We start from the raw sequence: 26,535 nt of genomic DNA on the forward strand, positions 1-26,535 counted from the left end.
GGAGACTTCGATGACTGAATCCACCGAGCGTGACGAACGCCACCTGGCCCGTATGCAGCGCAAGAAGGCGGTAATCGACGAGCGTATTGCCAACGCCCCCAACGAATGCGGCCTGCTGCTGGTGCTCAGCGGCAATGGCAAGGGCAAGAGCAGCTCGGCCTTCGGCATGCTCGCCCGGGCCATGGGCCACGGTATGCAATGCGGTGTGGTGCAGTTCATCAAGGGCCGCAACAGCACCGGTGAAGAACTGTTCTTCCGGCGTTTCCCCGAGCAGGTGCGCTATCACGTGATGGGCGAGGGCTTCACCTGGGAAACCCAGGACCGCCAGCGTGACATCGCCGCCGCCGAAGCGGCCTGGGCCGTTTCGCGCCAGTTGCTGCAGGACCCGACGATCACCTTCGTGGTGCTCGATGAGCTGAACATTGCCCTCAAACATGGCTACCTTGACCTGGAACAGGTGCTCAGCGACCTACAGGCGCGGCCGCCGATGCAGCACGTGATCGTCACCGGTCGTGGCGCCAAGGATGAAATGATCGAGCTGGCCGACACCGTCACCGAGATGGGGATGGTCAAGCACGCGTTCCAGGCCGGCATCCGCGCCCAGAAGGGCGTTGAACTATGAGTGACACGCGCCATTGCCCGGCGGTGCTGATTGCCGCCCCGGCATCAGGCCAGGGCAAGACTACGGTGACCGCTGCCTTGGCGCGGTTGCACCGCAACCTCGGGCGTAAGGTGCGGGTGTTCAAGTGCGGCCCGGACTTCCTTGACCCGATGATCCTCGAACGGGCCAGCGGTGCGCCGGTGTACCAGCTGGACCTGTGGATGGTCGGCGAGCAGGAAAGCCGCCGGCTGCTGTGGGAAGCGGCGGGGGAGGCGGACCTGATCCTGATCGAAGGGGTCATGGGCTTGTTCGACGGTACGCCGTCGAGCGCCGACCTGGCTCGCCATTTCAATGTGCCGGTGCTGGCGGTGATCGACGGTACTGCCATGGCCCAGACCTTCGGCGCCCTGGCCCTGGGCCTGGCGCGTTATCAGCCGGACTTGCCGTTTGCAGGGGTACTGGCCAACCGTGTCGGTACCTTGCGTCACGCCCAGTTGCTTGAGGGCAGCCTTACCGAAGGACTGCGCTGGTACGGCGGCCTGTCACGGGAAACCGGGATTGAATTGCCGAGCCGGCATCTGGGCCTGGTCCAGGCCAGTGAACTCAATGACCTGGACGTTCGTCTTGACGCCGCAGCCGCAGCCCTCGGCGCCAGTTGTGAGTCGTCCTTGCCGCCGGCGGTGGCGTTCGCGGCGCCGACTGCCGAGGTTATCGAGCCCTTGCTTGATGGGGTGACCATCGCCGTGGCGCGCGATGAGGCCTTTGCCTTCACCTATGGCGCCAACCTTGACCTGCTGCGGGCCATGGGTGCCGAGCTGAAATTCTTTTCGCCACTGCATGAGCAATCGCTACCGCAGGCGGACAGCCTCTACCTGCCGGGTGGCTACCCGGAACTGCACCATCAGGCGCTGGCTGCCAACACCGGGATGCTCACCGCGATCCGTAGCCATCATCAGGCAGGCAAGCCTTTGCTGGCCGAGTGTGGCGGCATGCTCTACCTGCTTGAGACCCTGACCGATGTCGCCGGTGAGCGTGCCGAGCTGCTTGGCTTGCTGGAAGGCGAAGCGGTGATGCAAAAGCGCCTCGCAGCCCTGGCCTTGCAGGCGGTGGAACTGCCAGAAGGCACCTTGCGCGGCCATACCTATCACCACTCGCTGACCACCACTGCGCTTGAGCCGATTGCCCGCGGGCACAGCCCCAACGGCGGGCGTGGCGCTGAAGCGGTCTACCGTTGTGGCCGGCTGACGGCGTCCTACGTGCATTTCTACTTTGCTTCCAACCCGCAAGCGGCGGCGGCGCTGTTGGCACCATGAGCGACCAGGCTTTCACCGACGCCGAGCGCGCGGCGGTTTATCGGGCTATCGGCGAGCGTCGCGACATGCGCCACTTCATCAAGGGCGAAGTAGCGCCGGAGTTGCTGGCGCGGCTGCTCGAAGCGGCGCATCAGGCGCCCAGCGTTGGCCTGATGCAGCCGTGGCGCTTTATCCGCATCACCGACCGCGAGTTGCGCCAGCGCATCCAGGGCCTGGTGGAAGCTGAGCGGGTGCGCACCGCTGAGGCATTGGGTGAGCGCTCCGACGAATTCATGAAGCTCAAGGTTGAAGGCATCAGCGATTGCGCTGAAGTGCTGGTGGCGGCTTTGATGGATGACCGCGAAAAGCACATTTTCGGCCGTCGCACCTTGCCGGAGATGGACCTCGCCTCGTTGTCCTGTGCGATCCAGAACCTCTGGCTGGCAGCGCGCGCCGAAGGCCTGGGCATGGGCTGGGTATCGCTGTTCGAGCCGCAGGCGTTGGCCGACTTGCTGGCGATGCCGGCCGGTGCCAAGCCGTTGGCGATTCTCTGCCTGGGCCCGGTCCAGGCCTTCTATCCCGCGCCGATGCTGGTCCTTGAAGGCTGGGCTAAGGCGCGACCCTTGAGCGACATGCTGTTTGAAAACCAGTGGGGAGAGTCTTGATGAGTGTGGCGTTGCTGACTGTTGCCGGGGTGGCGCTGGATGCGTTGTTGGGTGAGCCCCAGCGCCGCCATCCACTGGTCGCCTTTGGCCGCCTGGCCACGCGCCTGGAGCAGCGTTTCAACGCCGCTGGCCGTGGTTGGCGCAGTCATGGCGTGACGGCCTGGTTCCTGGCAGTGATTCCCCTGACCCTGTTGGTCACCTTGCTGTCCTGGCTACCCTACATCGGCTGGTTAGTGGAAGTGCTGGCCTTGTATTGCGCCTTGGGCCTGCGCAGTTTGGGTGAGCACGTGACCCCGGTGGCCGACGCCTTGCGCCGTGGTGACCTGGATGAGGCGCGCCGTCGCGTCGGCTTTCTGGTCAGCCGCGAAACCCGCGAACTGGACGAAACCGCCGTGGCGCGCGCAGCCACCGAGTCGGTGCTGGAAAACGGCAGTGATGCGGTGTTCGCCGCACTGTTCTGGTTTGTCGTGGCGGGCGCGCCGGGTGTGGTGCTCTATCGTCTGAGCAACACCCTGGATGCCATGTGGGGCTATCGCAATGAACGTTTCGAGCGTTTCGGCTGGGCCGCTGCGCGTATCGATGATCTGCTCAACTACATCCCCGCACGGCTGGTGGCACTGACCTACGCGCTGCTCGGCAAGACCCGTCTGGCGCTCAAGTGCTGGCGCCGTCAGGCGCCGCTGTGGGACAGCCCCAATGCCGGTCCGGTGATGGCCGCAGGCGCCGGTGCGCTGGCTGTGGAGCTGGGCGGCCCGGCGGTCTATCACGGTGAGCTGCACGAACGCGCGCAACTGGGCGAAGGCCCGGTGGCGGATGCCGAGTCGATCGAGCGTGGCTGGCGCCTGGTGTGCCAGGGCGTATGGTTGTGGTTGCTGCTGTTGTGTCTGGGAGCTGAATTCTATGCTTGAGCACGGTGGGCGCCTGCAGCGCGCAGTGCAGCACTACGGTATTGCCCGGGAGCAGTGGCTGGACCTGTCCAGTGGCATTGCGCCTTGGCCCTATGCCATTCCAGACATCCCGCTGCGCGCCTGGGCACGTTTGCCGGAAACCGACGATGGCCTGGAGCAGGCTGCAGCCGAGTACTACCGCGTTCAGCAGGTGCTGCCGGTGGCTGGCTCGCAGGCGGCGATCCAGGCCTTGCCACACCTGCGCGCGCGCGGCACGGTCGGCGTGCTGTCGCCTTGTTATGCCGAGCACGCCGAGGGCTGGCGGCGCGCCGGGCACCAGGTGCTTGAACTGCACGGCGAGCAAGTGGATGAGCTGCTCGACAGTCTTGATGTGCTGGTGGTGGTCAACCCGAACAACCCCACCGGCTGTCTGCTCAGCGCCGAGCAGTTGCTCGCCTGGCATGCCCGCCTGGCTTCGCGCGGTGGCTGGTTGCTGGTCGATGAAGCTTTCATGGACAACACCCCGCAGCACAGCATCGGCGCCCAGGCACAGCGCCCGGGGCTGATCGTGTTGCGCTCGTTCGGCAAGTTCTTCGGTCTGGCCGGTGTGCGTCTGGGTTTTGTCCTGGCTGAACCTGCCTTGCTGCAACGCCTGGCCGAACTGCTGGGCCCCTGGACCGTCAGCGGGCCAACGCGGATTCTCGGTCAGGCCTGCCTGCTCGACAGCGCTGCGCATGAGCACCAGATCGCGCGCTGCTCAGCCGCTAGCCAGCGCCTGGCAGGCTTGCTCAGCAGCGCAGGCTTTGCGCCAACTGGCGGCTGCGATCTGTTCCAGTACCTGGTCACCGACCAGGCTGTGCTGCTGTATGAATTCATGGCCCGGCGCGGCATTTTGCTGCGCCTGTTCAACCAGCCTGTCAGCCTGCGCTTCGGCTTGCCGGCCACCGAGCAGGACTTTCAGCGCCTGCAACAGGCATTCAACGACTACTGCAAGGAACAGCCATGAGTACCCTGATGGTGCAGGGCACCACTTCCGATGCCGGCAAGAGCACCCTGGTGACCGCACTGTGCCGCTGGTTGTTGCGCCAGGGCGTGGCGGTGGTGCCGTTCAAACCGCAGAACATGGCGCTCAACAGTGCCGTGACCGCCGACGGTGGTGAGATCGGCCGGGCTCAGGCCGTCCAGGCCCAGGCCGCCGGGCTGGCGCCGCACACCGACATGAACCCGGTGCTGCTCAAGCCCAATAGCGACACTGGCGCGCAAGTCATTGTCCACGGGCGTGCGGTCACCAGCATGAACGCGGTGGCGTATCACGACTACAAGGTCATCGCCATGCAGGCGGTGCTGGAATCTCACCAGCGCTTGAGTGCCCAGTACCCGGTGGTGATGGTCGAAGGCGCCGGTTCGCCTGCGGAGATCAACCTGCGTGCCGGCGATATCGCCAATATGGGCTTTGCCGAAGCGGTGGACTGCCCGGTGATCCTGATCGCCGACATTAACCGCGGCGGGGTGTTTGCCCATCTGGTCGGTACCCTGGAACTGCTGTCGCCAAGCGAGCAGGCGCGAGTCAAAGGTTTCGTCATCAACCGTTTTCGCGGCGATATCGCGTTGCTGCAGCCGGGCCTGGACTGGCTCGAGGAGCGCACCGGCAAGCCGGTGCTGGGCGTGTTGCCGTATGTGATGGACCTGCACCTGGAAGCCGAGGACGGCATCGATCAGCGTCAGTCCGACAAGACCGCGCGCGCACTCAAAGTGATCGTGCCGGTGCTGCCGCGCATCAGCAACCACACCGATTTCGACCCGCTGCGCCTGCACCCGCAAGTCGACCTGCAGTTCATCGGCCCCGGCGATCCGATTCCGCCTGCGGACCTGATCATCCTGCCGGGCTCCAAGAGCGTGCGCGGTGATCTGGCGCAGTTGCGCGCCCGAGGCTGGGATCAGGCCATTACCCGGCATCTGCGTTACGGCGGCAAGGTCCTTGGCATCTGTGGCGGTCTGCAGATGCTTGGCCAACGGGTGGAAGACCCGCTGGGGCTGGAAGGGGCGGCTGGCAGCAGCGATGGCCTGGGCTTGCTCGATTTCGTCACCGTGCTGGAAGCGCACAAGCAGCTGCGCAACGTCGCCGGTACCTTGCAGCTGGAGCAGGCGCCGATCAGCGGCTATGAGATCCATGCCGGGGTGACCCAGGGCTCGGCGCTGGAGCGGCCTGCCGTGCAGCTGGCGGACGGTCGCAGCGACGGTGCCATCAGTGCCGACGGGCAGATCCTCGCGACCTACCTGCACGGTCTGTTCGAAAGCCCGCAATCGTGCGCGGCATTGCTGCGCTGGGCCGGTTTGCATGAAGTGGAACAGGTCGATTACCAGGCACTGCGCGAACGCGACATCGAGCGCCTCGCCGACCTGGTCGAGCAGCACCTGGATACCCCCTGCCTACGCCAACTGTGCGGACTGAACTGACATGCTCAACCTGATCCTCGGTGGTGCCCGTTCCGGCAAAAGCCGCCTGGCTGAACAACTGGCCGAGCGCAGCGGCTTGCCGGTCACCTACATCGCCACCAGCGAACCGCTGGATGGTGAAATGAATGCGCGGGTGCAACTGCACCGTGAGCGCCGGCCTTCCAGTTGGGGGCTGATCGAAGAGCCGCTGGCCCTGGCCGATGTCCTGCGTGCCAACGCCAGCGCCGAGCGCTGCCTGTTGGTCGACTGCCTGACCCTGTGGCTGACCAACCTGCTGATGCTGGACGACCCGGAGCGTCTGCAGGCCGAGCGCACGGCGCTGCTCGATTGTCTGGCCGGGTTGCCGGGCGAAATCATTTTGGTCAGCAACGAGAGCGGCCTTGGCGTAGTGCCGCTGGGCGAGCTGACCCGCCGCTATGTCGATGAAGCCGGCTGGCTGCATCAGGCTATTGCCGAACGTTGCCAGCGGGTGGTACTGACCGTCGCTGGCCTGCCTCTTACCCTGAAAGGAACCGCACCATGAGTCAGAACTGGTGGCTTGATGCCTGCCGCGCCGTTGACCAGGCTGCCTGCGACCAGGCCCTGGCGCGTCAACAGCAATTGACCAAGCCGGCCGGCTCGCTGGGGCGGCTGGAGCTGATTGCGGTACAACTTGCCGGTTTGCAGGGGCAGCTCAAGCCACGCCTGGACCAGGTGAACATCGCCATCTTCGCGGGCGATCACGGGGTGGTTGCCGAAGGTATTTCCGCCTATCCCCAGGCGGTGACCGCGCAGATGCTGCAGAACTTTGTCGGCGGTGGTGCGGCGATCAGTGTGCTGGCGCGTCAGCTCGGTGCCCAGCTGGAGGTGGTGGACCTGGGTACCATCGACCTGCAGTTGAGTCTGCCGGGTGTGCGTCACCTGCGGGTAGGGCCGGGTACGGCGAATTTTGCCAAGTCCCCGGCAATGACCTGGGAGCAGGGCATGCAAGCGCTGCAAGGGGGTCGTGAGAGTGCCTTGCGTGCGGCGGCCAGCGATGCCCAGCTGTTCATTGGCGGCGAGATGGGCATCGGCAATACCACCGCAGCCAGTGCCTTGGCCTGCGCCTTGCTCGGTTGCCCGGCAGTTGAGCTCAGCGGTCCCGGTACCGGTCTGGATGCTGCGGGCGTTCGTCACAAGGCCGAGGTGATCGAGCGCGCCTTGGCGCTCCACAAGGGCCTTGCGGAGGATCCGTTGCAGCAGCTGTTGTGCTTCGGTGGCTTTGAAATCGCCGCTTTGGTCGGGGCCTATCTGGGCTGCGCTCAGGCCGGGATCGCGGTACTGATCGATGGCTTTATCTGCAGCGTTGCCGCGTTGGTCGCGGTGCGGATCAATCCGGGCTGCCGTGACTGGCTGCTGTTTGGTCACTGCGGCGCCGAACCCGGACACCGGCGAGTGCTCGCCGAACTGGATGCTGAACCGGTGCTGGAGCTCGGTTTGCGTCTGGGCGAGGGCAGTGGTGCGGCGCTGGCCGTCCCGGTGTTGCGTCTGGCTTGCGACCTGCACGGGCAGATGGCGACTTTCGCCGAAGCCGCGGTGGCGGACCGTCCGGCATGATTATCGACTTGCTGCGCCATGGTGAAACCGAGCTGGGCGGCGGCTTGCGCGGTAGCCTCGACGATGCGCTGACCGCCAAGGGCTGGGCGCAGATGCAGACCGCAGTGGACGCAGCCGGGCCCTGGCAGGTGCTGGTCAGCTCACCCTTGCAGCGCTGCGCCCGCTTTGCCCAGGTGCTGGGTGAGCAAATGCATCTACCGGTGCAGTTGGCGCCCGGGTTGCAGGAGCTGCATTTTGGCGAGTGGGAAGGGCGCAGCGCCGCTGACCTGATGCTCACCCATGAGCAGCAATTAGGCCAGTTCTGGGCCGATCCCTATGCGTTCACCCCGCCTGGCGGTGAACCGGTGACCGCCTTCTCCCAGCGCGTGCTGGCCGCCATTGCCGAGTTGCACCGGGCACATGCAGGCAAGCACCTGTTGCTGGTCACCCATGGTGGCGTGATGCGCCTGTTGCTGGCACGGGCCAGGGGCTTGCCGCGTGAACAGTTACTGCAGGTCGAAGTCGCTCATGGCGCCTTGTGCCGCCTTGAAGTGCACGCCGACGGCAGTCTGCGGGAAGTTTCCTGAGATGCTCGCGTTCTGGATTGCCTTGCAGTTTCTCAGCAGCCTGCCGGTGCGTTTGCCGGGGATGCCGACACCTGAGCAGTTGGGCCGCTCTCTGCTGTTTTATCCGCTGGTGGGGCTGCTGTTTGGCGTGCTGCTGTGGGGGTTGAATGCTTTACTCGACGGCAGCCCGTTGCTGCTGCACGCGGCCTTGTTGCTCTGCGCCTGGGTTCTACTCAGTGGCGGCTTGCACCTGGATGGTCTGGCTGACAGTGCCGATGCCTGGCTGGGCGGCTTCGGTGACCGTGAGCGCACCCTGGAAATCATGAAAGACCCGCGCAGCGGGCCGATTGCCGTGGTGACGCTGGTGCTGGTGCTGCTGCTCAAGTTCTGCGCCTTACTGGTGCTGGTGGAGCGTGGCCAGGGCCTGTTGTTGATACTGGCGCCGTTGCTGGGTCGGGCGGCGTTGCTCGGGCTGTTTCTGTCCACGCCCTATGTGCGGGCCGGGGGACTGGGGCAGGCCTTGGCCGATCATGTGCCAAGGCGTAGCGGGGCATGGGTGCTGCTTGCCAGTTGCGTCCTGTGCTTATGTCTGGCGGGGCTGCACGGTCTGTACGCTCTGGCTGTTGCGGGTGTAGTTTTTTTCTTTATTCGTCGACTGATGATTCGTCGATTGGCGGGAACCACCGGTGACACTGCCGGCGCGCTATTGGAATTGCTGGAGTTGGCGGTTTTACTCAGTCTGGCGCTGTAGTCTCCAGCGCCATCTTGCCAGGAAATGCTTGCACCGAAGATTATGCGGGTATATACACGTATCCATGTTGACCAGTGAATGCATCTGCACCCATCTGCGTCGTGCTGCCCGTGGGGTCAGCCGGCACTATGACGAGGCCCTTGAAGGCTTCGGGATCAACGTCGCGCAGTTTTCCTTGTTGCGGCATTTGCGTCGCCTCGACCAGCCGAGTATCTCGACCCTGGCCGAAGCCATGGGCCTGGATCGCAGTACCCTGGGGCGCAACCTGCGGGTGCTGGAAGCCGAAGGGTTGGTGGCGCTGGCCGAAGGTCGCGACCTGCGCAATCGCCTGGTGCTGCTCACCGAGCAGGGCCACGAGCGTTTGCGAGTGGCTGAACCTGCCTGGGAAAAAGCCCAGGCCAGCCTGATCGATACCCTCGGTGAAGGGCAGCGTGATGAACTGGTACGTCTGTTAGAGATACTGGCTTGAGCCTTTCTTGACCTAAAGCGGGTATATACCCGTATAGCCTTGCGGCGCGATGGAGAAAACAATAATGACATCGGTATGGCGGACCAGTGGTTGGATTCTCCTGGGAGCGGCGTTGATCCTCGCGCTCTCGCTGGGTGTGCGGCATGGCTTCGGCCTGTTCCTGGCGCCGATGAGTGCGGAGTTTGGCTGGGGGCGTGAAGTGTTCGCCTTCGCCATCGCCCTGCAGAACCTGATCTGGGGCCTGGCTCAGCCGTTCGCCGGGGCCCTGGCCGACCGCCTTGGTGCGGCGAAAGTGGTGATGGTCGGCGGTATCCTCTATGCCGTAGGTCTGGTGCTGATGGGGATGTCGGATTCGGCAATGACCCTGTCCTTGAGCGCTGGCCTGCTGATCGGTATCGGTCTTTCCGGCACCTCGTTCTCGGTGATTCTTGGCGTGGTCGGTCGTGCCGTACCGGCAGAAAAACGCAGCATGGCCATGGGTATTGCCAGCGCCGCAGGTTCCTTCGGCCAGTTCGCCATGCTCCCGGGTACGCTCGGCCTGATCGGCTGGCTGGGCTGGTCGGCAGCGTTGCTGGTGCTGGGTCTGCTGGTGGCGTTCATCGTGCCGCTGGTGGGCTTGTTGAAGGACCGTCCGCTGCCCAGCCAGGGTGTCGAGCAGAGCTTGGGCCAGGCGCTGCGTGAGGCCTGCTCGCACTCCGGTTTCTGGTTGCTGGCGCTGGGCTTTTTCGTCTGTGGCTTCCAGGTGGTGTTCATCGGCGTGCACCTGCCGGCCTACCTGGTCGACCAGCATTTGCCGGCAACCATTGGCACCACGGTGCTGGCGCTGGTGGGCCTGTTCAATATCGTCGGTACCTACACCGCCGGCTGGCTGGGCGGGCGGATGTCCAAGCCACGCTTGCTGACCGCGCTGTATCTGTTGCGCGCAGTGGTGATCGTGCTGTTCCTGTGGGCGCCGGTCACCCAGTTCAGTGCCTACCTGTTCGGCATTGCCATGGGCCTGTTGTGGCTGTCGACGGTGCCGCTGACCAATGGCACGGTGGCGACCCTGTTCGGTGTGCGCAACCTGTCGATGCTCGGCGGTATTGTCTTCCTGTTCCACCAGCTGGGGGCGTTCCTCGGTGGCTGGCTGGGTGGCGTGGTGTACGACCAGACCGGTAATTACGACCTGGTCTGGCAGATCTCGATCCTGCTCAGTCTGTTGGCAGCGGCGCTCAACTGGCCGGTGCGTGAACGCCCTGTGGCGCGCCTGCAGGCGCAAGCGGCATGAGCCGCTTTGCCCTGCGCGGGCTCCTGGCCCTGCTCGCGTTACTGCTGCTGGCCTTGATCTGGTGGGGCTGGCATGAAGGTGGTCTGGCATTGATGCAGTTGGGCATGGGCGTGTGCTAAGCGTATTCTGCAGGCTATAGGCGGGCTCAAAGGAGAGACGATGATGCGTACACGCTGGATCTTGGTTCCACTGTTCACCCTGATGGCTGCGGCGTCAGCGCAGGCCGCAGACTGTCCGGCGCTGCTTGAAAAGCAGGGCAGCCTGCCGGAACTGCGCGGCAAGGAGCAGGTCGACCTGTGCGAACGTTTTGCCGGTAAGCCGCTGGTGGTGGTCAACACCGCCAGCTACTGCGGCTTCGCCCCGCAGTTCGAGGGGCTTGAAAGCGTCTACAAGACCTATCACGGACAAGGCCTGGAAATGCTCGGTGTGCCGTCCAACGACTTCAAGCAGGAAGACGCCGACACCGAGAAGACCGCCAAGGTCTGCTACGCCAACTATGGCGTCACCTTCACCATGACCAAGCCGCAGCCGGTGCGTGGCAGCGATGCGACACCGTTGTTCAAGGAGCTGGCCGAGCAGAGCAGCGCACCGAAGTGGAATTTCTACAAGTACGTGGTCGATCGCAAGGGCAAGGTGGTCGCCAGTTTCTCCAGCCTGACCAAGCCGGACGATCCCGAGTTCACGGCGGCTATCGAGAAGGCCATCGCTTCGCAGCCGTAACGTGCGGTTTCAGAGGCTGGGGTGAACGGTCCAGGCCACCAGCTTGAGCACGATCGGGCGTACGACCAGCACGCAGGTAAACGCGACCGGCATGGCCAGCTGATAGGCCTTGAGCACGTTGCTCAGGTAGTGCGCATCGATGCCGACGGTGGCGGCAGTGATCACGAAGCACATCAGCATGGCCATGATCGCTGACATATAGAAGGCGAACACGTAAGGGGTGGCACGAGCGCCAAGTTTGCGGCGGCGAGGGGTGGCATTGCGGGTTGTCATGCGGACTTCTTATCAGGTGTGGAGGGTATAGCCTAGCAAGCGCGACAGCGGCTCAGGTAGACGGCTGCGGCTTAGGTCTTTATAAAGAGAATCTTACGAATCCAGGACTGATCCGCATGAATCTGCTCGGCTCGATCAAGAGCTTCATCAAGGTTGTCGAAGCGGGCAGCATTGCCGGTGGCGCCAGAACCCTGGGTTTGAGTGCGGCGGCAGTCAGCCAGAACATTGCGCGGCTGGAAGCGCACCTGGAGGTCCGGCTGTTGTCGCGGACCACGCGTAGCATGGCCTTGACCCCCAGTGGCACGCTTTACTACGAGAAGGTCAAACACATTGAACGTGACCTCGAACAGGCGCACCTGGCGGTCACGACGCCTGACTGCGAGCCCAAGGGGCGTTTGTGTATCGCCTCGTCTTCGGCATTCGCTCGTCATGTGCTGGCGCCATTGATTCCGGCGTTCAGCGCCCGCTATCCGCAGCTTTCGATTGAACTGGTTACGAGTGATGGGCGCGTCAATCATCGCCAGGAAGGTGTCGACGTCAGTATCCGTATCAAGCCACAGCTGGACCACGGCCTGCTGGCGCGGCGCATTGCCCGGGTGCCGTTCATTTGCTGTGCCTCACCGGAGTATCTGGCTCAGGCCGGCTGGCCAGGTGCACCGGAGCAGCTCAAGCAGCATCGTTGCCTGGTGTTTCGCTATCCGGTGGACGGGCGCTTTCTGCGCTGGGGGTTTGTGCGCGACGGCCTGCGCTTTGATGCCGAGTTTGCTGATGTGTTGATCAGCGACGATATCGATGTGCTGGCCCAGATGGCCGTCAATCATGGCGGCATCGCACGTCTGGCTGAATTCGTCGCCCGGCCCTATATCGAGCGCGGGCAGCTGGTGGCGCTGTTCGAATACTCACAGCCTGCCCAGGTCTATGCCCAGGCCGAGCCAATGGATGTCTATCTGTGCGTGGCTGACCGTTTTGCCATGACGCCCAAGGTGCGGGTGTTCATGGACTATCTGCAGGCGTGTCTGGGCAGTACCTGGCCGGCTGGCGAGCAAGCATGAAAAAACCGCCCGAAGGCGGTTTTTTTACAACAGGATGAAATCAGAAACGGTAGGTGAGGGAAGCACCGAGACCGTGAGCGCTGTTTTCATACTTGCCGCTGTAGGAACCTTTGAAGTGAGCCGGGTCGCTCAGCGAGGTGCGCTGATTGACCTTGACGTCTTCTTCCATCAGGTAGGAGTAGGCCACGTCGATGGTCATGTCATCGTTCGGGCTCCAGCCAGCACCGAGGCTGATTGCCTTGCGGTCGCCAGTCGGGATGCGTGGCGAGCGGTTGGCGTTGTTGGTCGGCGCCTGGTCGACACTGAGGCCGGCGCGCAGGGTCCATTCCTTGTTCACCTTGTAGGCCGCGCCGATGGCGTGGGCCCAGGTGTCATGCCAGTTCTGCTCTTCGCTGATCTGGCCAAGTGCAGGGTTCAGCGGAGCTGGGACACCATCGTTGTTGACGGTGATGGCTTCCAGGCGGCTCCAGCGCGTCCAGGTGCTACCGGCATACAGGGTCCAGTTGGCATCCAGTTCGTGGGTAACCGAGAAGTCGACCGATTCCGGGGTCTTGATCTTCAGCGAAGCGTCGAACTTGCTGCCGCTGAACGGACCGAAGCCCGAGCCGGAAATTTTGGTGTCGCCTTCGAGCTTGTAATCGACCATCGAGTGGTAGGTCAGGCCGACGCGGGTGCTGTCGGTGGCCTGTACCAGAATACCGATGTTGTAACCGATGGCGGTATCGTCACCGGAGATCTTCACTTTGCCGTCATTGCGGCCCGGCGTGGCGCGGTTCAGCGCAGCGGATTCCAGGGTGCCGTCGATGCGGTTGATGGTCGGGCCGAAACCGATCGAAACCTTGTCGTTGAAGGCATAACTGATGGTCGGCTGCAGGGTGATGACCTGAACTTCGCTGTTGCTACCGAAGTAACGGCCGGCAAAGCCGCTTTCATAGTCGGTGACCAGGCCGAACGGTGCGTACATGCCGATACCGAAAGCCCAGTGCTCATCGATTGGCTTGACGTAGAAGCCCATTGGCACGCCGACGGTTGGAACCATGTCGCCATCATTGCTGCCGCCAAAGGTGCCGCGACCGTCCTTGATGTCGGTTTTGGCAAAAATGACTGCGGCGCCAGCGGTGACTTGCTCGCGTTTCAGACGCGACATACCGGCAGGGTTGCCGTATACGGTGCTGGCATCATCGGCAGAGGAAGAACGACCCGCGAAACCTGTACCCATGCCACTGATGCTTTGTTCGTTGAGGGCAAAGCCGCTGGCGAACAGTTGAGTCGAGGCGAGAGTGACGGCGAGGCTGAGAGAGGTTTTGAGCATTACTTTTTTCATTATTAGAACTCCTTGGGATCTCCGGGGCGAAAACTACCAACATTTCGCCCGCAGCGCTATAGGCTGTATCGCAGGAGATAGAGCGGTTTTGTAGGACAATCCGACCAGATTGGTAGGAGTTTTCCGATTATGGAGTTCAGTGACTGTCAGCAGGCTTCAAGAGTCACAGGCGCGATGCAGGTTTGCCAGGCGCAGGTGAAGTCGCGCAAGCGTCCCTGGGGTTGGAAAGTCTGGCGCCAGATGCGCGCCAGGCCGAGTAGATCGTCGGCAGCGGGGAGTTTGGGGGCTTGTTCTTCGATCAGCATCCAGGCGATGGCCGTGGCGTAGCGCAGGTTTACCGTCAGTTCCAGGTGTGGGCCGCTGAGAAAGGCGTGCTGGCTGGCCAGGCCGCGGACCAGGCTGGCCAGTTCGGGGTCGCGGGCCAGAAACTGGTCCCAGATGCTTTGGTGGCGTAATTCGCCGATGCGGTAGAGGCCGTGGCCGCGGCGATCATGCAGGGCAGAACCGAGGGCAGACTGGCTGGCGGCAACGCCTAGTAACAAGGCTTCGGCAGTTGCGCTGTGGCGGTCCAGGTAGATCAGAGTCGGGCGAATGACAAACTGGCTCAACTCGCTCGCGGCGATACCCATAATGCCCTCGAACTTGAATTTGACCGGCGGACGCTGGAGCTTGGCAGCTGGAGAGTCGGTCAGGTCCGCCGGAAGCGGCCTGTGCCGCTTGAGTTGAAGTGTAGTGTCATATTCGCGGTGTAAAGGTCTGTTTTTAAAACATTTGCGGCTTTTGGTTATAAATCATATGCCGTGAGGTGATTAGGGCTGGATGCTGGAGAGGGGCTTGCTGTGGGAGCGGGCTTGCCCCGCGAGGCGATGTGGCAGACAGTCCGCAATCGCGGGGCTAGCCCGCTCCTACCGGGGTGGCGCGCATAAAAAAGCCCCGCGAGAGGGCGGGGCTTGAGCTGTTGCAGCGAGGCGGGATCAGGCTACCAGGGCCTGACGGGTGCGCTCGATGACCGCTTGCAGCGGTGCGGACTGGCTGTACTGCTCGGGGTACAGACGCTCGCTGTGACGGGCAATGCCGTGCTCGTTGACCAGGGTGAAGCTGAAGCCGCCTTTGCGCGACGCCAGGATCAAGCAGTTCAATGGGGCAAATGCCTGGGAAAGGGTGCGAATCGCAGCCTGAGTATGGATAGAGTGAGTCATAGTTATTAGATGTTCCTGCAATAGACACGGTTTCGATCCGTGCACACTTAAAACGTTCCAGTAACGCCGGGATTTAGTCTGGGCGAAGAACCTGACTGGAACAGGGCAGCCAGTTTTGGGCGCATTTATCATGTGGCGCTGGGGCTGACTGGTAGGTACGTCAGAGGGCAGGCAACACACCGGGTCGAGGTTCTATGCCACGGGGTGAAGATCCTGATCAATCTGCAGGTTGGTTCGGTCAGAGTAAGAAGTGATTTACCTGGGAACCATCAAGTGGGCCGGTCCTTGTTTCAACAGGCGCTGCTCCAAGGTGGGCAGGGTACTGTAAGGACTGCTTTGGCCAGAATTGACTTTCAGCTTGGTACTAACGGCCGCAAGACTACAGCAATGGCCGGGTCTTGGCAAGGGTGAGTGGCTTTTCAGCAGCGGAGCCGACCAGTATCTCGCGTTTTTTACCTCCTGTGAAGACCCGCTTTCATGAGGAAGAGGCAGGGAACGTGCCAAATTCGTGCAGCGAACTGCCTTTCTTTGGGGCGGTTGTACACACTTGGCGCAATCGATGTTACAGCGCTGCAACAGCACCTGATGCCCCCGCCAATGACTTGACCGTGGGCTTAAGTCAATGAAAAAAAACACTTATTTTAGCTGGTGAAAAAATCGACAGTTTGAGCCAAAGCCCCATTTCATGGGGGTTTGCGGGGTCTTGGAGGGGGTTGTCCACCGAGTTATCCACAGCTTCTGTGGATTGTCCCGAGCGCTTGCTCTAGGACGGGCGTGCTAGCTTTTTCCGATGTGTCTGACAATCAGAGCGTGAACTTCTGTCAGAAGAAAAGTCCCCGTCCAGCGTCAACAAATAAACACAGAAATATTTTGAAAAAAGTATCCAAAGGGCTCGGGCCATTGGCAGAAAAATGGAGTAGAGTGGCGCGCCTCTCGAGTTGCCTTCGCTGTTGGTTATGAAGTTTCGCGCCAGAATCCCCGCTATTTCTTCCGCTCCACCGCCCTTGCCAGAGCCCCAGCGCTTCACTTTGAAGGTCGCTTTGTGGCTGCTCGACAATCCGCGCCTGGGTGATAACCCCAACGTCAAGCATTTTGCCGGGCGCTTGCTCAAGCAACCGGCGCGTCAAGGCGTGGTGGTCGCGCAAAGTCGTCTGGGGCAGATGCTCTGCCGTGATTGCGGCAACGCCCGCGACCGGCGCATTGGTCATGATCTGCTGCGTCAGGCCGCGCGTGCCGGGGACCGGCGTGCGCAGCTCGAATACGGCCGCTTGTGCGCCCAGGCGCAGATCAATGAGCCCGAACAGGCCCGCTACTGGCTGGAGCTGGCGGCGTCGCAGGGCTCTCAGGAAGCCCGGCGCTTGCTCAAGCAACTGCCAGACGCTTGACTGCAGTACAGCGGCAAGGCTGATAAGCTCAGCCGTTGATTTCAGCTGGGGGTGTTCGGGTGGTAATGGCGTTGGATCTGACCAGCATCGTGCTGGGTATCATGGTGGCCGCAGTGCCGTGCCTGGGCTGGGTGTTTGCCCAGCAACGGCGCCAGGCCGCGCGTGAGGCGCAAACGGCTTTGCTCGAGGAGCGCCTGGGCAGTGCGCAGATGGCTCAGGAAGGCTTGCTCGCCCAGCTCGACGCCAGTCGCGACGAAATCAGCGACCTGAGTCAGGCCAACGCTGCCAAGCAGGCCACGCTGGCGGCGCAGGCCCGTGAGCTGGAGTTGCTGCAGATCGACCGCGACAACGCCCGTGATGCCGCCCATGCCTGGCAGATCGAACGCAGTGCCCGTGAGGCTGAATTGCGCCGTCTGGACGCCCACAGCGCGGCCCTGAGCGCGGAATTGCGTGAACAGCAGGAAAGCCATCAGCAGCGTCTGGACGACCTGCAGGGCTCGCGTGACGAGCTGCGTGCCCAGTTCGCGGAAATGGCGACCAGGATCTTCGATGAACGTGAGCAACGCTTCGCACAGACCAGCCAGCAACATCTGGGGCAATTGCTCGACCCTCTAAAAGAGCGCATCCAGGCGTTCGAGAAGCGTGTTGAAGACAGCTATCAGCAGGAGGCCCGCGAGCGCTTTTCCCTGGCCAAGGAGCTGGAGCGCCTGCAGCAACTCAACCTGCGCCTGAGCGATGAGGCCACCAACCTGACCCAGGCGCTCAAGGGCCAGAAGACCCAGGGTAACTGGGGCGAACTGATTCTGGAACGGGTGCTCGAGCACGCCGGGCTGGAAAAGGGCCGCGAGTACCAGACCCAGGTCAGCCTCAAAAGTGCTGACGGCGAACGCTTCCAGCCGGACGTGCTGATCATGTTGCCGGGTGACAAGCAGGTGGTGGTCGACTCCAAGGTCAGCCTGACCGCCTATCAGCAGTACGTTGCTGCCGACGACAGCGAGATTGCCCAGGCGGCGCTCAAGCAGCATGTGCTGTCGTTGCGCAATCACGTCAAAGGCTTGTCGGGCAAGGATTACAACCGCCTGGAAGGCTTGCACAGCCTCGATTTCGTCCTGCTCTTCGTGCCGATTGAGGCGGCGTTCTCTGCAGCGCTGCAAGCCGAGCCGAACCTGTTCCAGGAAGCCTTCGACCGGCAGATCGTCATCGTCAGCCCAACCACCTTGCTGGCCACCCTGAGGGTGATCGACAGCCTGTGGAAGCAGGAGCGCCAGAGCCAGAATGCCCGGGAAATCGCCGAACGTGCCGGCTGGCTGTACGACAAGTTCGTGTTGTTCATCCAGGACCTGGACGAACTGGGCAATCGCCTGCAACAGGTGGATAAAGCCTACAGCGCCGCGCGCAACAAACTCTGTGAAGGCCGCGGCAACCTGATCAGCCGCAGCGAACAGCTCAAGTTGCTCGGTGCCCGCGCCAGCAAAAGCCTGCCGGCCGACTTGCTGGAGCGGGCCATGAGCGAAGGCGACCCACTGGCCGCCAGCGCCCTTACTGGACCAGGCTCAGATGCCGATTGAGCAGGGCGCGCAAGGCCGCCGGCTTGACCGGCTTGGCCAGGTAGTCGAGACCGGCGGCATGCACCTGGCCGACCGTTTCGCTGCGTCCATCGGCACTGATCACCACGCCAGGTACCGGCTCGCCCAGGCGCGTGCGTAGCCAGGCCATCAGTTCGGTACCGGTTTCGCCATCGTCCAGGTGGAAGTCGACCAAGGCCAGGTGCGGACGCATCCCCTTGTTCAACAGGGCATCGCACTCCTCACGGTTGCGCGCCGTCCAGACCTGGCAACCCCAGCGGCTGAGCAGGCTGTTCATACCGACCAGAATGCTGTCTTCGTTGTCGACGCACAGCACCTGCATCCCCGCCAGTGGCTGCCCGGCTTGCTCGGCCGGGGTGACGACGGCCACAGCCGGTGTCGTGGCCAGTGGCACGCTGACCCGGAATACGCTGCCTTTACCGGGCCAGGAGCGCACTTCCAGGGAATGGCCGAGTACCCGGCACAGGCCGTCGGCGATCGCCAGGCCCAGGCCCAGGCCTTTTTCGGCGCGGGTCTGGTGGCTGTCCAGACGTTTGAACTCTTCGAAGATCACTTGCAGTTTGTCGTCGGCAATGCCCGGGCCGCGGTCCCAGACCTCCAGCCACAGCTTGCCACCGTTGCGGCGTACCCCTAGGAGGATCGGGCTCTTGCCGTAACGGAAGGCGTTGGTCAGGAAGTTCTGCAGGATCCGCCGCAGCAGCTTCATGTCGCTGTGCACCCGCAGGCGGCTGCCGCGCAGGCGGAAATCCAGGCCCTGTTGCTGGGCCAGTACCTTGAACTCGGCACCGAGGGTGTCGAACAGCTCGTTGAGGGCAAAGGGTTTCGGATCGGGGGTGATCTTGCCGTTTTCCAGGCGCGAGATATCGAGCAGGTCGCTGATCAGTTCCTCGGCTGAACGCAGTGAGCTGTCCATGTGCTGGACCAGTTGCTGGGCGTCTGCCGAGAGCCCGTCGCCCTGGTGGGAGAGGGCGGCAGAGAACAGCCGGGCAGCGTTCAGCGGTTGCATCAGGTCATGGCTGACCGCCGCCAGAAAGCGGGTCTTGGACTGGTTGGCGGCTTCGGCGTGGCTTTTCGCTTCGGTCAGTGCCTGGTTCAGTTGCGACAGCTCCTGGGTCCGTTCGGCGACCCGCTGTTCAAGGCCTTCGTTGGCATCCTTGAGCGCCTGCTCGGCTTCGCGGAACGGGGTGATGTCGGTGAAGCTCATGACGAAACCGCCGCCCGGCATCGGGTTGCCGATCAGCTCGATGACCCGGCCGTTGGGGAACAGTCGTTCGGAGGTGTGCGCGCGGCCCTGGCGCATCCAGTGCAGGCGGCGGGCCACATGCACCTGGGCTTCGCCGGGGCCGCACAGCCCGCGTTCGGCGTTGTAGCGGATGATGTCGGCAATCGGCCGACCGACGCTGATCAGGCCGTCGGGGTAGTTGAACAGTTCCAGGTAACGACGGTTCCAGGCCACCAGGTGCAGGTTCTGGTCGACCACGCTGATGCCCTGGCTGATGTTCTCGATCGCACCTTGCAACAGGGCGCGGTTGAACTGCAGTACTTCCGAGGCTTCGTCGGCGATGCGCACCACGTCCTCAAGCTGCATGTCGCGGCCTTCGATGGCGGCTTTGACCACGGCGCGGGTCGAGGAGGTGCCAAGCACACCGGCGAGCAGGCGTTCGGTGTGCTCGATCCAGTCGCCGTCGGCGTTCTGGTTGGGGTTGAAGCCCTTGCCCTGGCGGTAGGCGAAGCGGATGAAGCTTTGCCGCGCACGTTCTTCACCGACAAAGCGCGCCGCGAGCTTGAGCAGGTCGTCGATCTGTACCGCCAGCAGCGAGCGGCTGTTGGGTCGGGCACTGGTCTGCTGGCCGATGAAGCGCCCGGCCTGCCAGTGTTCGGAAACCCGCGTGCGGGAAAGGATCGACACCCAGGCGAACAAGGTGAAGTTGCCGGCCAGCGACAACACCACACCTTGGGTCAGCGGCGTGATCGGCAGGTTCAACGGGTTGCCATGCAGCCAGGCAAGGCCGGGGAACAGCTCCAGTGGCCAGCCCACGCTATGCGCGGCAATCGGCAGGACCAGGGTGTAGAACCACAGGAACACCCCGGCGGCGAGGCCGGCGAACACGCCACGGCGGTTGGCCTGCTTCCAGTACAGCGCGCCGAGCATGGCCGGGGTCAACTGGGTCACGGCGGCAAATGCGATCTGGCCGATGGTGGCGAGGCTGGCGGTGGAGCCCAGCAGGCGGTAGCTGACATAGGCCAGCAGCATGATCACCACAATGGTCACCCGGCGTACCGAGAGCATCCAGTGGCGGAACACTTCGAACGGTCGCTCGGCGTTATTGCGCCGTAACAACCAGGGCAGCAGCATGTCGTTGGAGACCATGGTCGATAGCGCCACGGCTTCGACGATCACCATGCCGGTGGCTGCCGAGGCGCCGCCGATGAAGGCCAGCAGGGCCAGGGCCGGATGGGCTTCGGCCAGGGGCAGGCTGATGACATAAGAGTCGGGCATCACTCCGGGCAGCAGCATCTGCCCGGCCAGGGCGATGGGGACCACGAACAGCGCGGCGAGAATCAGGTAGGTCGGGAACACCCAGCGTGCCAGGCGCAGGTCCTGCGGTTCGATGTTCTCGACCACGGTGACATGGAACTGCCGTGGCAGGCAGATGATCGCCATCATCGCCACCCCGGTCTGCACCACCATCGACGGCCAATTGATGGTCTCGTTCCAGAAGCCTTCCAGGCGCGGGGCCAGTTGTGCCTTGCTGAACAGGTCGTCGAAACCGTTGAACAGGCCGAAGGTGACGAAGGCGCCGACGGCCAGAAACGCCAGGAGTTTGACCAGCGACTCGAAGGCAATCGCCAGAACCATGCCGCGGTGGTGTTCGGTCACATCCAGGCTGCGGGTACCGAAAACGATGGAGAACAATGCCAGCACCAGCGACACCACCAGCGCGGTGTCCTGCACGCGGCTGCCGGTGGCGTCGGCACTGGCGCCGATCAGCAGGTTGACGCCGAGCACGATGCCTTTGAGCTGCAAGGCGATATAAGGCAGGACACCGACCAGGCAGATCAGCGCCACCACCACTGCCAGCGACTGGGACTTGCCGTAGCGGGCGGCGATGAAGTCGGCAATCGAGGTGATGTTTTCCTGTTTGCTGATCAGCACCATCTTCTGCAGCACCCAGGGCGCGAACAGCAGCAACAGCACCGGGCCGAGGTAGATCGGCAGGAACGCCCAGAGTTGTTCGGCCGCCTGACCGACGGCGCCGAAGAAGGTCCAGCTGGTGCAGTACACCGCCAGCGACAGGCTGTACACCCAGGCACGCAGGCGCGGTGGCAGCGGCGTTTTGCGGCGGTCGCCATAGAATGCGATAGCGAACATGATGGCCATATAGGCCAGGGCGACCGCGGCGATCAGCCCACTGGACAGCGACATGACTACTCCGAAACAAAAACAGCCGTCAGTGTAACGGCGAACCTCGATCAATCAGTCTGGCACGCCGCTGGCGCTTCGTCAGCGCCGACCATGGTAGCAGTGGCAGAGCGTCGCAGGTCAGGGGGTGTAGGAGCGCCGAGCCCCCAGGTAATAAAACAGCGCCGCCAGCAGCACCGAGCCAATCAATAGGTAGAAGGTGGCCACCGGCACCAGGTGTGCCAGGGCAAAACCGCAGATCACCGGCCCCAGCGCCGCCCCCAGGTTGGACAGATTCTGCGCCCCGTAATACACCCCGCGCAGATGTTCGGGGGCGATGCTGTCGATGAACATGTACTCGGCCGGAATGACGATGATTTCGCCCAAGGTGAATACCAGCATCGCCAGGCACCAGACCAGCAGCGACTGGGCCAGGGAGAACCCCAGCAGGCCAGCCAGGAACAGCGCCATGCCGGCCAGCAACCAGGGCATCAGCTGGCGGCTGTTGATGCGCCGCCCTATCACATACTGCAAGGCGATGACGGTGATGGCGTTGGTGGCCACCAGGTAACTGATATACCGCGCCGCCTCGCCGGCATTGGTGGTCACTACCAGGTACTGCGACAGGTAAGCGGTGAACTGGCCGAAGACCACGGCACTGAGCGCGCCGCCGAGGGTGAAGCAGATCAACCGGCGATCCTTGAGCAGTTGTCCGCCGACACTGAGAAAACCGGCCTGAGGGTTGCTGTCCAGCTGCGCCCGCGCCGAGCGCTCGCCCCAGCGCCGGTAGCACAGGCACATGGCCAGACCCAACGCCGCCGACACCAGAAAGGGCAGGTGATTATCCAGCATGATCAGCGCTACACCGACAAAGGGCCCGACGGCGTAGGCGACGTTGCTCAAGGTGTACTTGATCGAGAACACCTCCGAGCGTTCTTCCAGCGGAAGCAGGGCACAAAACCCGGCTTTGGCGGCAATGTCGACCACCGCCAGTGCCAGGTTGATCAGCACCAGGCTGGTGAAGAACAGACTCAGTTCGCGGCTGACGATGGCGGTAACGAAGGCGACGGCGAAGACCAGGGTCGAGACGATGATCACCGTGTAGCTGCGCAGGGTGTCGATCAGGTAGCCGCCGTACAGGCTCAACAGCGAGGCGACAATCAGCGCGCCGCCAATCATCAGGCCGATGCCACTGACGTCCAGGGCGAAATTTTCTGCGAGGTAGACCACCAGGTAGGGCAGGGTGATCGCCCGCGCCAGGGTCAAGACAAATGTAGTGGTGAGCAGCAGGCGTACTTGCGGGTTGTAGCGCTTTACGGCATCGAGCATGGCACGTCCTTGTTGTTATTGCGTGGGGCCATCAGTGGCCAAGCATACGCCTGGGCGGGAAGGGGTGGATAGCGCTGGATCCATATCTGTAAAACAGATAACAGATAGAGAAAATACCCGTTATATGGATATTCTTTTCAGGCCTAAGATGGTCTCACGTCACCGGACTACAGGAGACTCCGACCATGCCATGCCAGCAACAGATTGATTCTCCCTTGCGCCCGTTGAGCCATCTGGCTCACCCGCGTGAAGTCATCCGTCAGTTCACCCCCAACTGGTTCGCCGCGACCATGGGCACCGGGGTCCTGGCCCTGGCCCTGATGCAGATCGGCATCGACAGCCTGCATGCAACCGCAGAGGCCTTGTGGTGGCTGACCATTGCCCTGTTCATCCTGTTCAGCGTGTTGTATGCCGCACGCTGGATAATGTTCTTCAATGAAGCACGGCAGATTTTTGCCCACTCCACGGTGTCGATGTTCTTCGGCACCATCCCCATGGGGCTGGCTACCATCCTCAACGGTTGCTTGCTGTTTGGCGTCAATCGCTGGGGCGAAGGTGTCGTGCCCTGGATCGAAGCGCTCTGGTGGTTCGATGTCGGCCTGGCGCTGTTGTGCGGGGTGGCCATTCCTTACCTGATGTTCACCCGCCAGGAGCACAGTATCGATCAGATGACCGCGGTCTGGCTGTTGCCGGTGGTTGCCGCTGAGGTTGCCGCCGCCAGTGGTGGCCAGCTGGCGCCGCACCTGATCGATGCCCACAGTCAATTTCTGGTGCTGATTACCAGCTATGTGTTGTGGGCGGTATCGCTGCCGGTGGCGTTCAGCATCCTGACCATCCTCATGCTGCGCATGGCCCTGCACAAACTGCCCCACGCCAACATGGCCGCTTCCAGCTGGCTGGCGCTGGGCCCGATCGGCACCGGTGCGTTGGGCATGTTGCTGCTGGGCGCCGATGCTCCGGCGATCTTCGCTGCCAACGGCTTCGGCGAGCTGGGTGAAATTGCCCGCGGCCTGGGCCTGGTCGCCGGGATTGTGTTGTGGGGCGCCGGCTTGTGGTGGCTGCTTACCGCCGTACTGATCACCCTGCGCTATATGCGCCATGGCATGCCGTTCAACCTGGGCTGGTGGGGCTTCACCTTTCCGCTCGGGGTCTACACCCTGGCCACCCTCAAGCTCGGTGCCTGGCTGGGCCTGGGTTTCTTCCAGCACATGGGCCTGGTGCTGGTGGTGGCGCTGGCCGGTCTGTGGATGATGGTCGCCAGCTTCACCCTGCGCGGGGCCTGGCGCGGTGAGCTGTTTGTCTCGCCGTGTATTGCCGGCTTACACAAGTAGATTGCATTTACCTGGGTGATTGTGGCTTTGTCCGCTCTGCATGCCTCCAATGACAAAGCCCCACTCAGGTACACGGACGATGAGTCAAGCCTCGCAGTTCAGCCTTCTAGGCAAACGACGGTTTCTGCCGTTCTTCATTACCCAGTCGCTGGGTGCGTTCAACGACAACCTGTTCAAACAGTCGTTGATCCTGGCGATTCTCTACAAGCTGGCCATCGACGGTGACCGCTCGATCTGGATCAACCTCTGCGCCTTGCTGTTCATTCTGCCGTTCTTCCTGTTTTCCGCACTGGCCGGACAGTTCGGTGAGAAGTACCCCAAGGATGCCTTGATCCGCCTGATCAAGCTGGCCGAAATCGGCATCATGGCCATCGGTGCCATCGGTTTTCTGACCAACCACCTGGCGCTGATGCTGCTGGCGCTGTTTGCCATGGGCACCCATTCGGCGCTGTTCGGCCCGGTCAAATACTCGATCCTGCCTCAGGCCCTGCATGAGCAGGAGCTGGTCGGTGGCAACGGCCTGGTCGAGATGGGCACCTTCCTGGCCATTCTGGCCGGCACCATTGGCGCCGGGGTGATGATGTCCAGCACGCACTATGCGCCGGTGGTGGCCTGTGCGGTGGTCCTGGTGGCTGCGCTGGGTTACCTGTCCAGCCAGTGGATTCCGCGGGCAAGTGCGGCGTCGCCGCAGATGAAGCTGGACTGGAATATCTTCACCCAGTCCTGGGCGACCTTGCGTCTGGGCCTGGGCCAGACCCCGGCCGTGTCACGTTCGATTGTCGGCAACTCCTGGTTCTGGTTCGTCGGCGCCATTTACCTCACGCAGATTCCGGCCTATGCCAAGGACTGGCTGCATGGCGACGAAACCGTGGTCACGCTGGTGCTGACCTTGTTTTCGGTGGGCATTGCCCTGGGCTCCTTGCTGTGCGAGCGCCTTAGCGGCCACAAGGTGGAAATCGGCCTGGTGCCGTTCGGCTCGTTCGGCCTGACCCTGTTTGGTTTGCTCTGGTGGTGGCACTCGGGTGATGTTCCGCCAGCGGCGACGCCGCATGACTGGCTGGCGTTGCTGGGCATGAGCGAAGCCTGGTGGGTGTTGCTGGCGATTGTCGGCCTCGGCGTTTTTGGCGGCTTTTATATCGTGCCGCTGTACGCGCTGATCCAGTCGCGCACGGCTGAGCACGAACGTTCACGGGTGATTGCCGCCAACAACATCCTCAATGCGCTGTTCATGGTGGTGTCGGCGATTGTCACCATCGTGCTGTTGACCCTGGCTGAACTGAGCATCCCGCAGTTGTTCCTGGTGGTGTCGTTGCTGAACATTGGCGTCAACGCCTACATCTTCAGGATCGTGCCTGAGTTCACCATGCGCTTCATGATCTGGCTGCTCAGCCACTCCATGTACCGGGTCGAGCACCGCGACCTGCAGCAGATCCCGGAGGAGGGCGCGGCGTTGCTGGTGTGCAACCATGTGTCGTTCGTGGATGCGCTGCTGATCGGCGGAGCGGTGCGTCGGCCGATTCGCTTTGTCATGTACTACAAGATCTACCAGTTGCCGGTGCTCAATTTTGTCTTTCGCACTGCCGGCGCCATTCCCATTGCTGGGCGCAATGAAGACCCCGCGACCTACGAGCGGGCATTCAAGCAGATTGCCGCCTACCTGGCCGATGGCGAACTGGTGTGCATCTTCCCCGAGGGCAAGCTGACCACCGACGGTGAGATCGATGAGTTCAAGGGTGGCCTGAGCCGGATCATCGAGCAGACCCCGGTGCCGGTGATTCCCCTGGCGTTGCAGGGCTTGTGGGGGAGTTTTTTCAGTCGCGACCCGGCCAAGGGCTTCTTTCGCCGATTATGGTCGCGGGTAACGCTGGTGGCCGGGTCCGCCATCCCGGTGGAGGCGGCGGAGCCTGCGATGTTGCGTGAGCGGGTCAGTCAGTTGCGTGGCAACCTGCGCTGACCGCTCAGGGCAAGGTCAGCTGGCGCTGACCTTGAGGCCGATCAGGCCGGTGACGATCAATGCGACGCTGGCCAGGCGCACCAGCGCCATGGATTCGCCGAACAGGATGATACCGGCGATCACCGTGCCCACGGCGCCGACCCCGGTCCAGATCGCATAGGCGGTGCCCAGCGGCAGCTCCTTCATGGCCAGGCCCAGCAGGCCGAGGCTGACAGCCATGGCGGCGATGGTCAGGACAGTGGGCAGCGGGCGGGTGAAGCCGTCGGTGTATTTGAGGCCGACGGCCCAGCCTACTTCGAACAGACCGGCGAAAAACAGGATGATCCAGGACATGCAACATCTCTAGCAGTGGATGGGGCCGTCCCCGAAACGTTAACGCAGTGCGTCGTGAGGCCGTCCTCACCGTGGGCAATATGGTGCCCCTGTTGGACTATCGGGGCAACCCGGGAGCTCACAAGTTCTGGATCAGC

Annotated in this window: 26 protein-coding genes; 19 read left to right on the plus strand and 7 right to left on the minus strand. The window is 62.8% G+C overall.

Annotation, left to right across the window (positions count from 1 at the left end; genetic code table 11):
- Positions 1-10 precede the first annotated feature (10 nt).
- The 14 genes from cobO to NPS47_RS02395 all read left to right on the plus strand — a co-directional run bounded on the left by cobO (position 11) and on the right by NPS47_RS02395 (position 11,229).
- Complete coding sequence (gene cobO / locus NPS47_RS02330; protein WP_191832860.1) at positions 11-622, plus strand: cob(I)yrinic acid a,c-diamide adenosyltransferase; 612 nt, start codon at positions 11-13, stop codon at positions 620-622.
- Positions 619-1,914, plus strand: a complete 1,296-nt coding sequence (locus NPS47_RS02335) for a cobyrinate a,c-diamide synthase (protein ID WP_274293514.1) — start codon at positions 619-621, stop codon at positions 1,912-1,914. The genes cobO and NPS47_RS02335 overlap by 4 nt, the downstream gene beginning before the upstream one ends.
- The gene (gene bluB / locus NPS47_RS02340; RefSeq protein ID WP_274293515.1) at positions 1,911-2,558 is read left to right on the plus strand and encodes a 5,6-dimethylbenzimidazole synthase; all 648 of its coding nucleotides are present in this window, start codon (positions 1,911-1,913) and stop codon (positions 2,556-2,558) included. The genes NPS47_RS02335 and bluB overlap by 4 nt, the downstream gene beginning before the upstream one ends.
- Positions 2,558-3,466: an adenosylcobinamide-phosphate synthase CbiB gene (gene cbiB, locus NPS47_RS02345; RefSeq protein WP_274293516.1), complete on the plus strand. Its 909-nt coding sequence runs from the start codon at positions 2,558-2,560 to the stop codon at positions 3,464-3,466. Before bluB ends, cbiB begins: the two co-directional genes overlap by 1 nt.
- On the plus strand, positions 3,459-4,451 hold the full coding sequence (gene cobD, locus NPS47_RS02350) for a threonine-phosphate decarboxylase CobD (protein WP_274293517.1): 993 nt from the start codon (positions 3,459-3,461) through the stop codon (positions 4,449-4,451). Before cbiB ends, cobD begins: the two co-directional genes overlap by 8 nt.
- On the plus strand, positions 4,448-5,902 hold the full coding sequence (locus NPS47_RS02355) for a cobyric acid synthase (RefSeq protein WP_274293518.1): 1,455 nt from the start codon (positions 4,448-4,450) through the stop codon (positions 5,900-5,902). Before cobD ends, NPS47_RS02355 begins: the two co-directional genes overlap by 4 nt.
- Before the next feature lies 1 nt (position 5,903).
- Positions 5,904-6,425 carry a bifunctional adenosylcobinamide kinase/adenosylcobinamide-phosphate guanylyltransferase gene (gene cobU / locus NPS47_RS02360; RefSeq protein WP_038608153.1) on the plus strand — a complete coding sequence of 174 codons (522 nt, stop codon included), beginning with the start codon at positions 5,904-5,906 and terminating at the stop codon, positions 6,423-6,425.
- On the plus strand, positions 6,422-7,477 hold the full coding sequence (gene cobT, locus NPS47_RS02365; RefSeq protein WP_274293519.1) for a nicotinate-nucleotide--dimethylbenzimidazole phosphoribosyltransferase: 1,056 nt from the start codon (positions 6,422-6,424) through the stop codon (positions 7,475-7,477). The genes cobU and cobT overlap by 4 nt, the downstream gene beginning before the upstream one ends.
- The gene (gene cobC / locus NPS47_RS02370; RefSeq protein ID WP_274293520.1) at positions 7,474-8,043 is read left to right on the plus strand and encodes an alpha-ribazole phosphatase family protein; all 570 of its coding nucleotides are present in this window, start codon (positions 7,474-7,476) and stop codon (positions 8,041-8,043) included. Before cobT ends, cobC begins: the two co-directional genes overlap by 4 nt.
- A gap of 1 nt (position 8,044) precedes the next feature.
- The gene (locus tag NPS47_RS02375) at positions 8,045-8,773 is read left to right on the plus strand and encodes an adenosylcobinamide-GDP ribazoletransferase (RefSeq protein ID WP_274293521.1); all 729 of its coding nucleotides are present in this window, start codon (positions 8,045-8,047) and stop codon (positions 8,771-8,773) included.
- Positions 8,774-8,837: 64 nt separating this feature from the next.
- Positions 8,838-9,242 (plus strand): MarR family winged helix-turn-helix transcriptional regulator, encoded by a 405-nt coding sequence (locus tag NPS47_RS02380; RefSeq protein WP_274293522.1) that lies wholly within the window; start codon positions 8,838-8,840, stop codon positions 9,240-9,242.
- A 64-nt stretch (positions 9,243-9,306) separates the two neighbouring features.
- A complete protein-coding gene (locus NPS47_RS02385) occupies positions 9,307-10,509 on the plus strand; it encodes an MFS transporter (protein ID WP_274293523.1) in 1,203 nt (400 codons plus the stop codon).
- Positions 10,506-10,628: a hypothetical protein gene (locus NPS47_RS02390; RefSeq protein ID WP_274293524.1), complete on the plus strand. Its 123-nt coding sequence runs from the start codon at positions 10,506-10,508 to the stop codon at positions 10,626-10,628. Before NPS47_RS02385 ends, NPS47_RS02390 begins: the two co-directional genes overlap by 4 nt.
- A 43-nt stretch (positions 10,629-10,671) precedes the next feature.
- Positions 10,672-11,229, plus strand: coding sequence for a glutathione peroxidase (locus NPS47_RS02395; RefSeq protein ID WP_274293525.1), 558 nt, complete (start codon positions 10,672-10,674; stop codon positions 11,227-11,229).
- 9 nt (positions 11,230-11,238) lie between these two features.
- On the opposite strand, the gene NPS47_RS02400 is transcribed toward NPS47_RS02395, so the two are convergent.
- Positions 11,239-11,502 (minus strand): DUF2798 domain-containing protein, encoded by a 264-nt coding sequence (locus NPS47_RS02400; RefSeq protein ID WP_274293526.1) that lies wholly within the window; start codon positions 11,500-11,502, stop codon positions 11,239-11,241.
- Between the two features lie 116 nt (positions 11,503-11,618).
- Between NPS47_RS02400 and NPS47_RS02405 the strand changes: the two genes are divergently transcribed.
- Positions 11,619-12,554: a LysR family transcriptional regulator gene (locus NPS47_RS02405; protein ID WP_274293527.1), complete on the plus strand. Its 936-nt coding sequence runs from the start codon at positions 11,619-11,621 to the stop codon at positions 12,552-12,554.
- A 40-nt stretch (positions 12,555-12,594) separates the two neighbouring features.
- On the opposite strand, the gene NPS47_RS02410 is transcribed toward NPS47_RS02405, so the two are convergent.
- From NPS47_RS02410 to NPS47_RS02420, 3 genes are all read right to left on the minus strand, one after another.
- Positions 12,595-13,878 carry an OmpP1/FadL family transporter gene (locus NPS47_RS02410; RefSeq protein ID WP_274293528.1) on the minus strand — a complete coding sequence of 428 codons (1,284 nt, stop codon included), beginning with the start codon at positions 13,876-13,878 and terminating at the stop codon, positions 12,595-12,597.
- A gap of 146 nt (positions 13,879-14,024) precedes the next feature.
- Entirely contained in the window at positions 14,025-14,507 is a 483-nt protein-coding gene (locus NPS47_RS02415) for a hypothetical protein (protein ID WP_274293529.1), read from the minus strand.
- A 345-nt stretch (positions 14,508-14,852) separates the two neighbouring features.
- Positions 14,853-15,077, minus strand: a complete 225-nt coding sequence (locus NPS47_RS02420; RefSeq protein WP_274293530.1) for a hypothetical protein — start codon at positions 15,075-15,077, stop codon at positions 14,853-14,855.
- A 956-nt stretch (positions 15,078-16,033) separates the two neighbouring features.
- Between NPS47_RS02420 and NPS47_RS02425 the strand changes: the two genes are divergently transcribed.
- Both NPS47_RS02425 and rmuC read left to right on the plus strand, forming a co-directional pair.
- A complete protein-coding gene (locus NPS47_RS02425; protein WP_157191551.1) occupies positions 16,034-16,462 on the plus strand; it encodes a tetratricopeptide repeat protein in 429 nt (142 codons plus the stop codon).
- A gap of 179 nt (positions 16,463-16,641) precedes the next feature.
- Positions 16,642-18,030 (plus strand): DNA recombination protein RmuC, encoded by a 1,389-nt coding sequence (gene rmuC / locus NPS47_RS02430; protein WP_274293715.1) that lies wholly within the window; start codon positions 16,642-16,644, stop codon positions 18,028-18,030.
- On the opposite strand, the gene NPS47_RS02435 is transcribed toward rmuC, so the two are convergent.
- Both NPS47_RS02435 and NPS47_RS02440 read right to left on the minus strand, forming a co-directional pair.
- Positions 18,002-21,475: a hybrid sensor histidine kinase/response regulator gene (locus NPS47_RS02435; RefSeq protein ID WP_274293531.1), complete on the minus strand. Its 3,474-nt coding sequence runs from the start codon at positions 21,473-21,475 to the stop codon at positions 18,002-18,004. The genes rmuC and NPS47_RS02435 overlap by 29 nt on opposite strands.
- Positions 21,476-21,592: 117 nt before the next feature.
- Entirely contained in the window at positions 21,593-22,780 is a 1,188-nt protein-coding gene (locus NPS47_RS02440; RefSeq protein ID WP_274293532.1) for an MFS transporter, read from the minus strand.
- A 185-nt stretch (positions 22,781-22,965) separates the two neighbouring features.
- On the opposite strand from NPS47_RS02440, the gene NPS47_RS02445 reads away from it, so the two are divergent.
- Complete coding sequence (locus NPS47_RS02445; RefSeq protein ID WP_274293533.1) at positions 22,966-24,111, plus strand: TDT family transporter; 1,146 nt, start codon at positions 22,966-22,968, stop codon at positions 24,109-24,111.
- Between the two features lie 79 nt (positions 24,112-24,190).
- Positions 24,191-26,065 carry an MFS transporter gene (locus NPS47_RS02450; RefSeq protein WP_274293534.1) on the plus strand — a complete coding sequence of 625 codons (1,875 nt, stop codon included), beginning with the start codon at positions 24,191-24,193 and terminating at the stop codon, positions 26,063-26,065.
- A gap of 15 nt (positions 26,066-26,080) precedes the next feature.
- Here the strand turns inward: NPS47_RS02450 and sugE are convergent, their stop codons facing one another.
- On the minus strand, positions 26,081-26,398 hold the full coding sequence (gene sugE / locus NPS47_RS02455) for a quaternary ammonium compound efflux SMR transporter SugE (protein ID WP_274293535.1): 318 nt from the start codon (positions 26,396-26,398) through the stop codon (positions 26,081-26,083).
- Positions 26,399-26,535 lie beyond the last annotated feature (137 nt).

This window comes from Pseudomonas putida, from assembly GCF_028682475.1.
GTDB classification, from domain to species: Bacteria; Pseudomonadota; Gammaproteobacteria; order Pseudomonadales; family Pseudomonadaceae; genus Aquipseudomonas; species Aquipseudomonas putida_AG.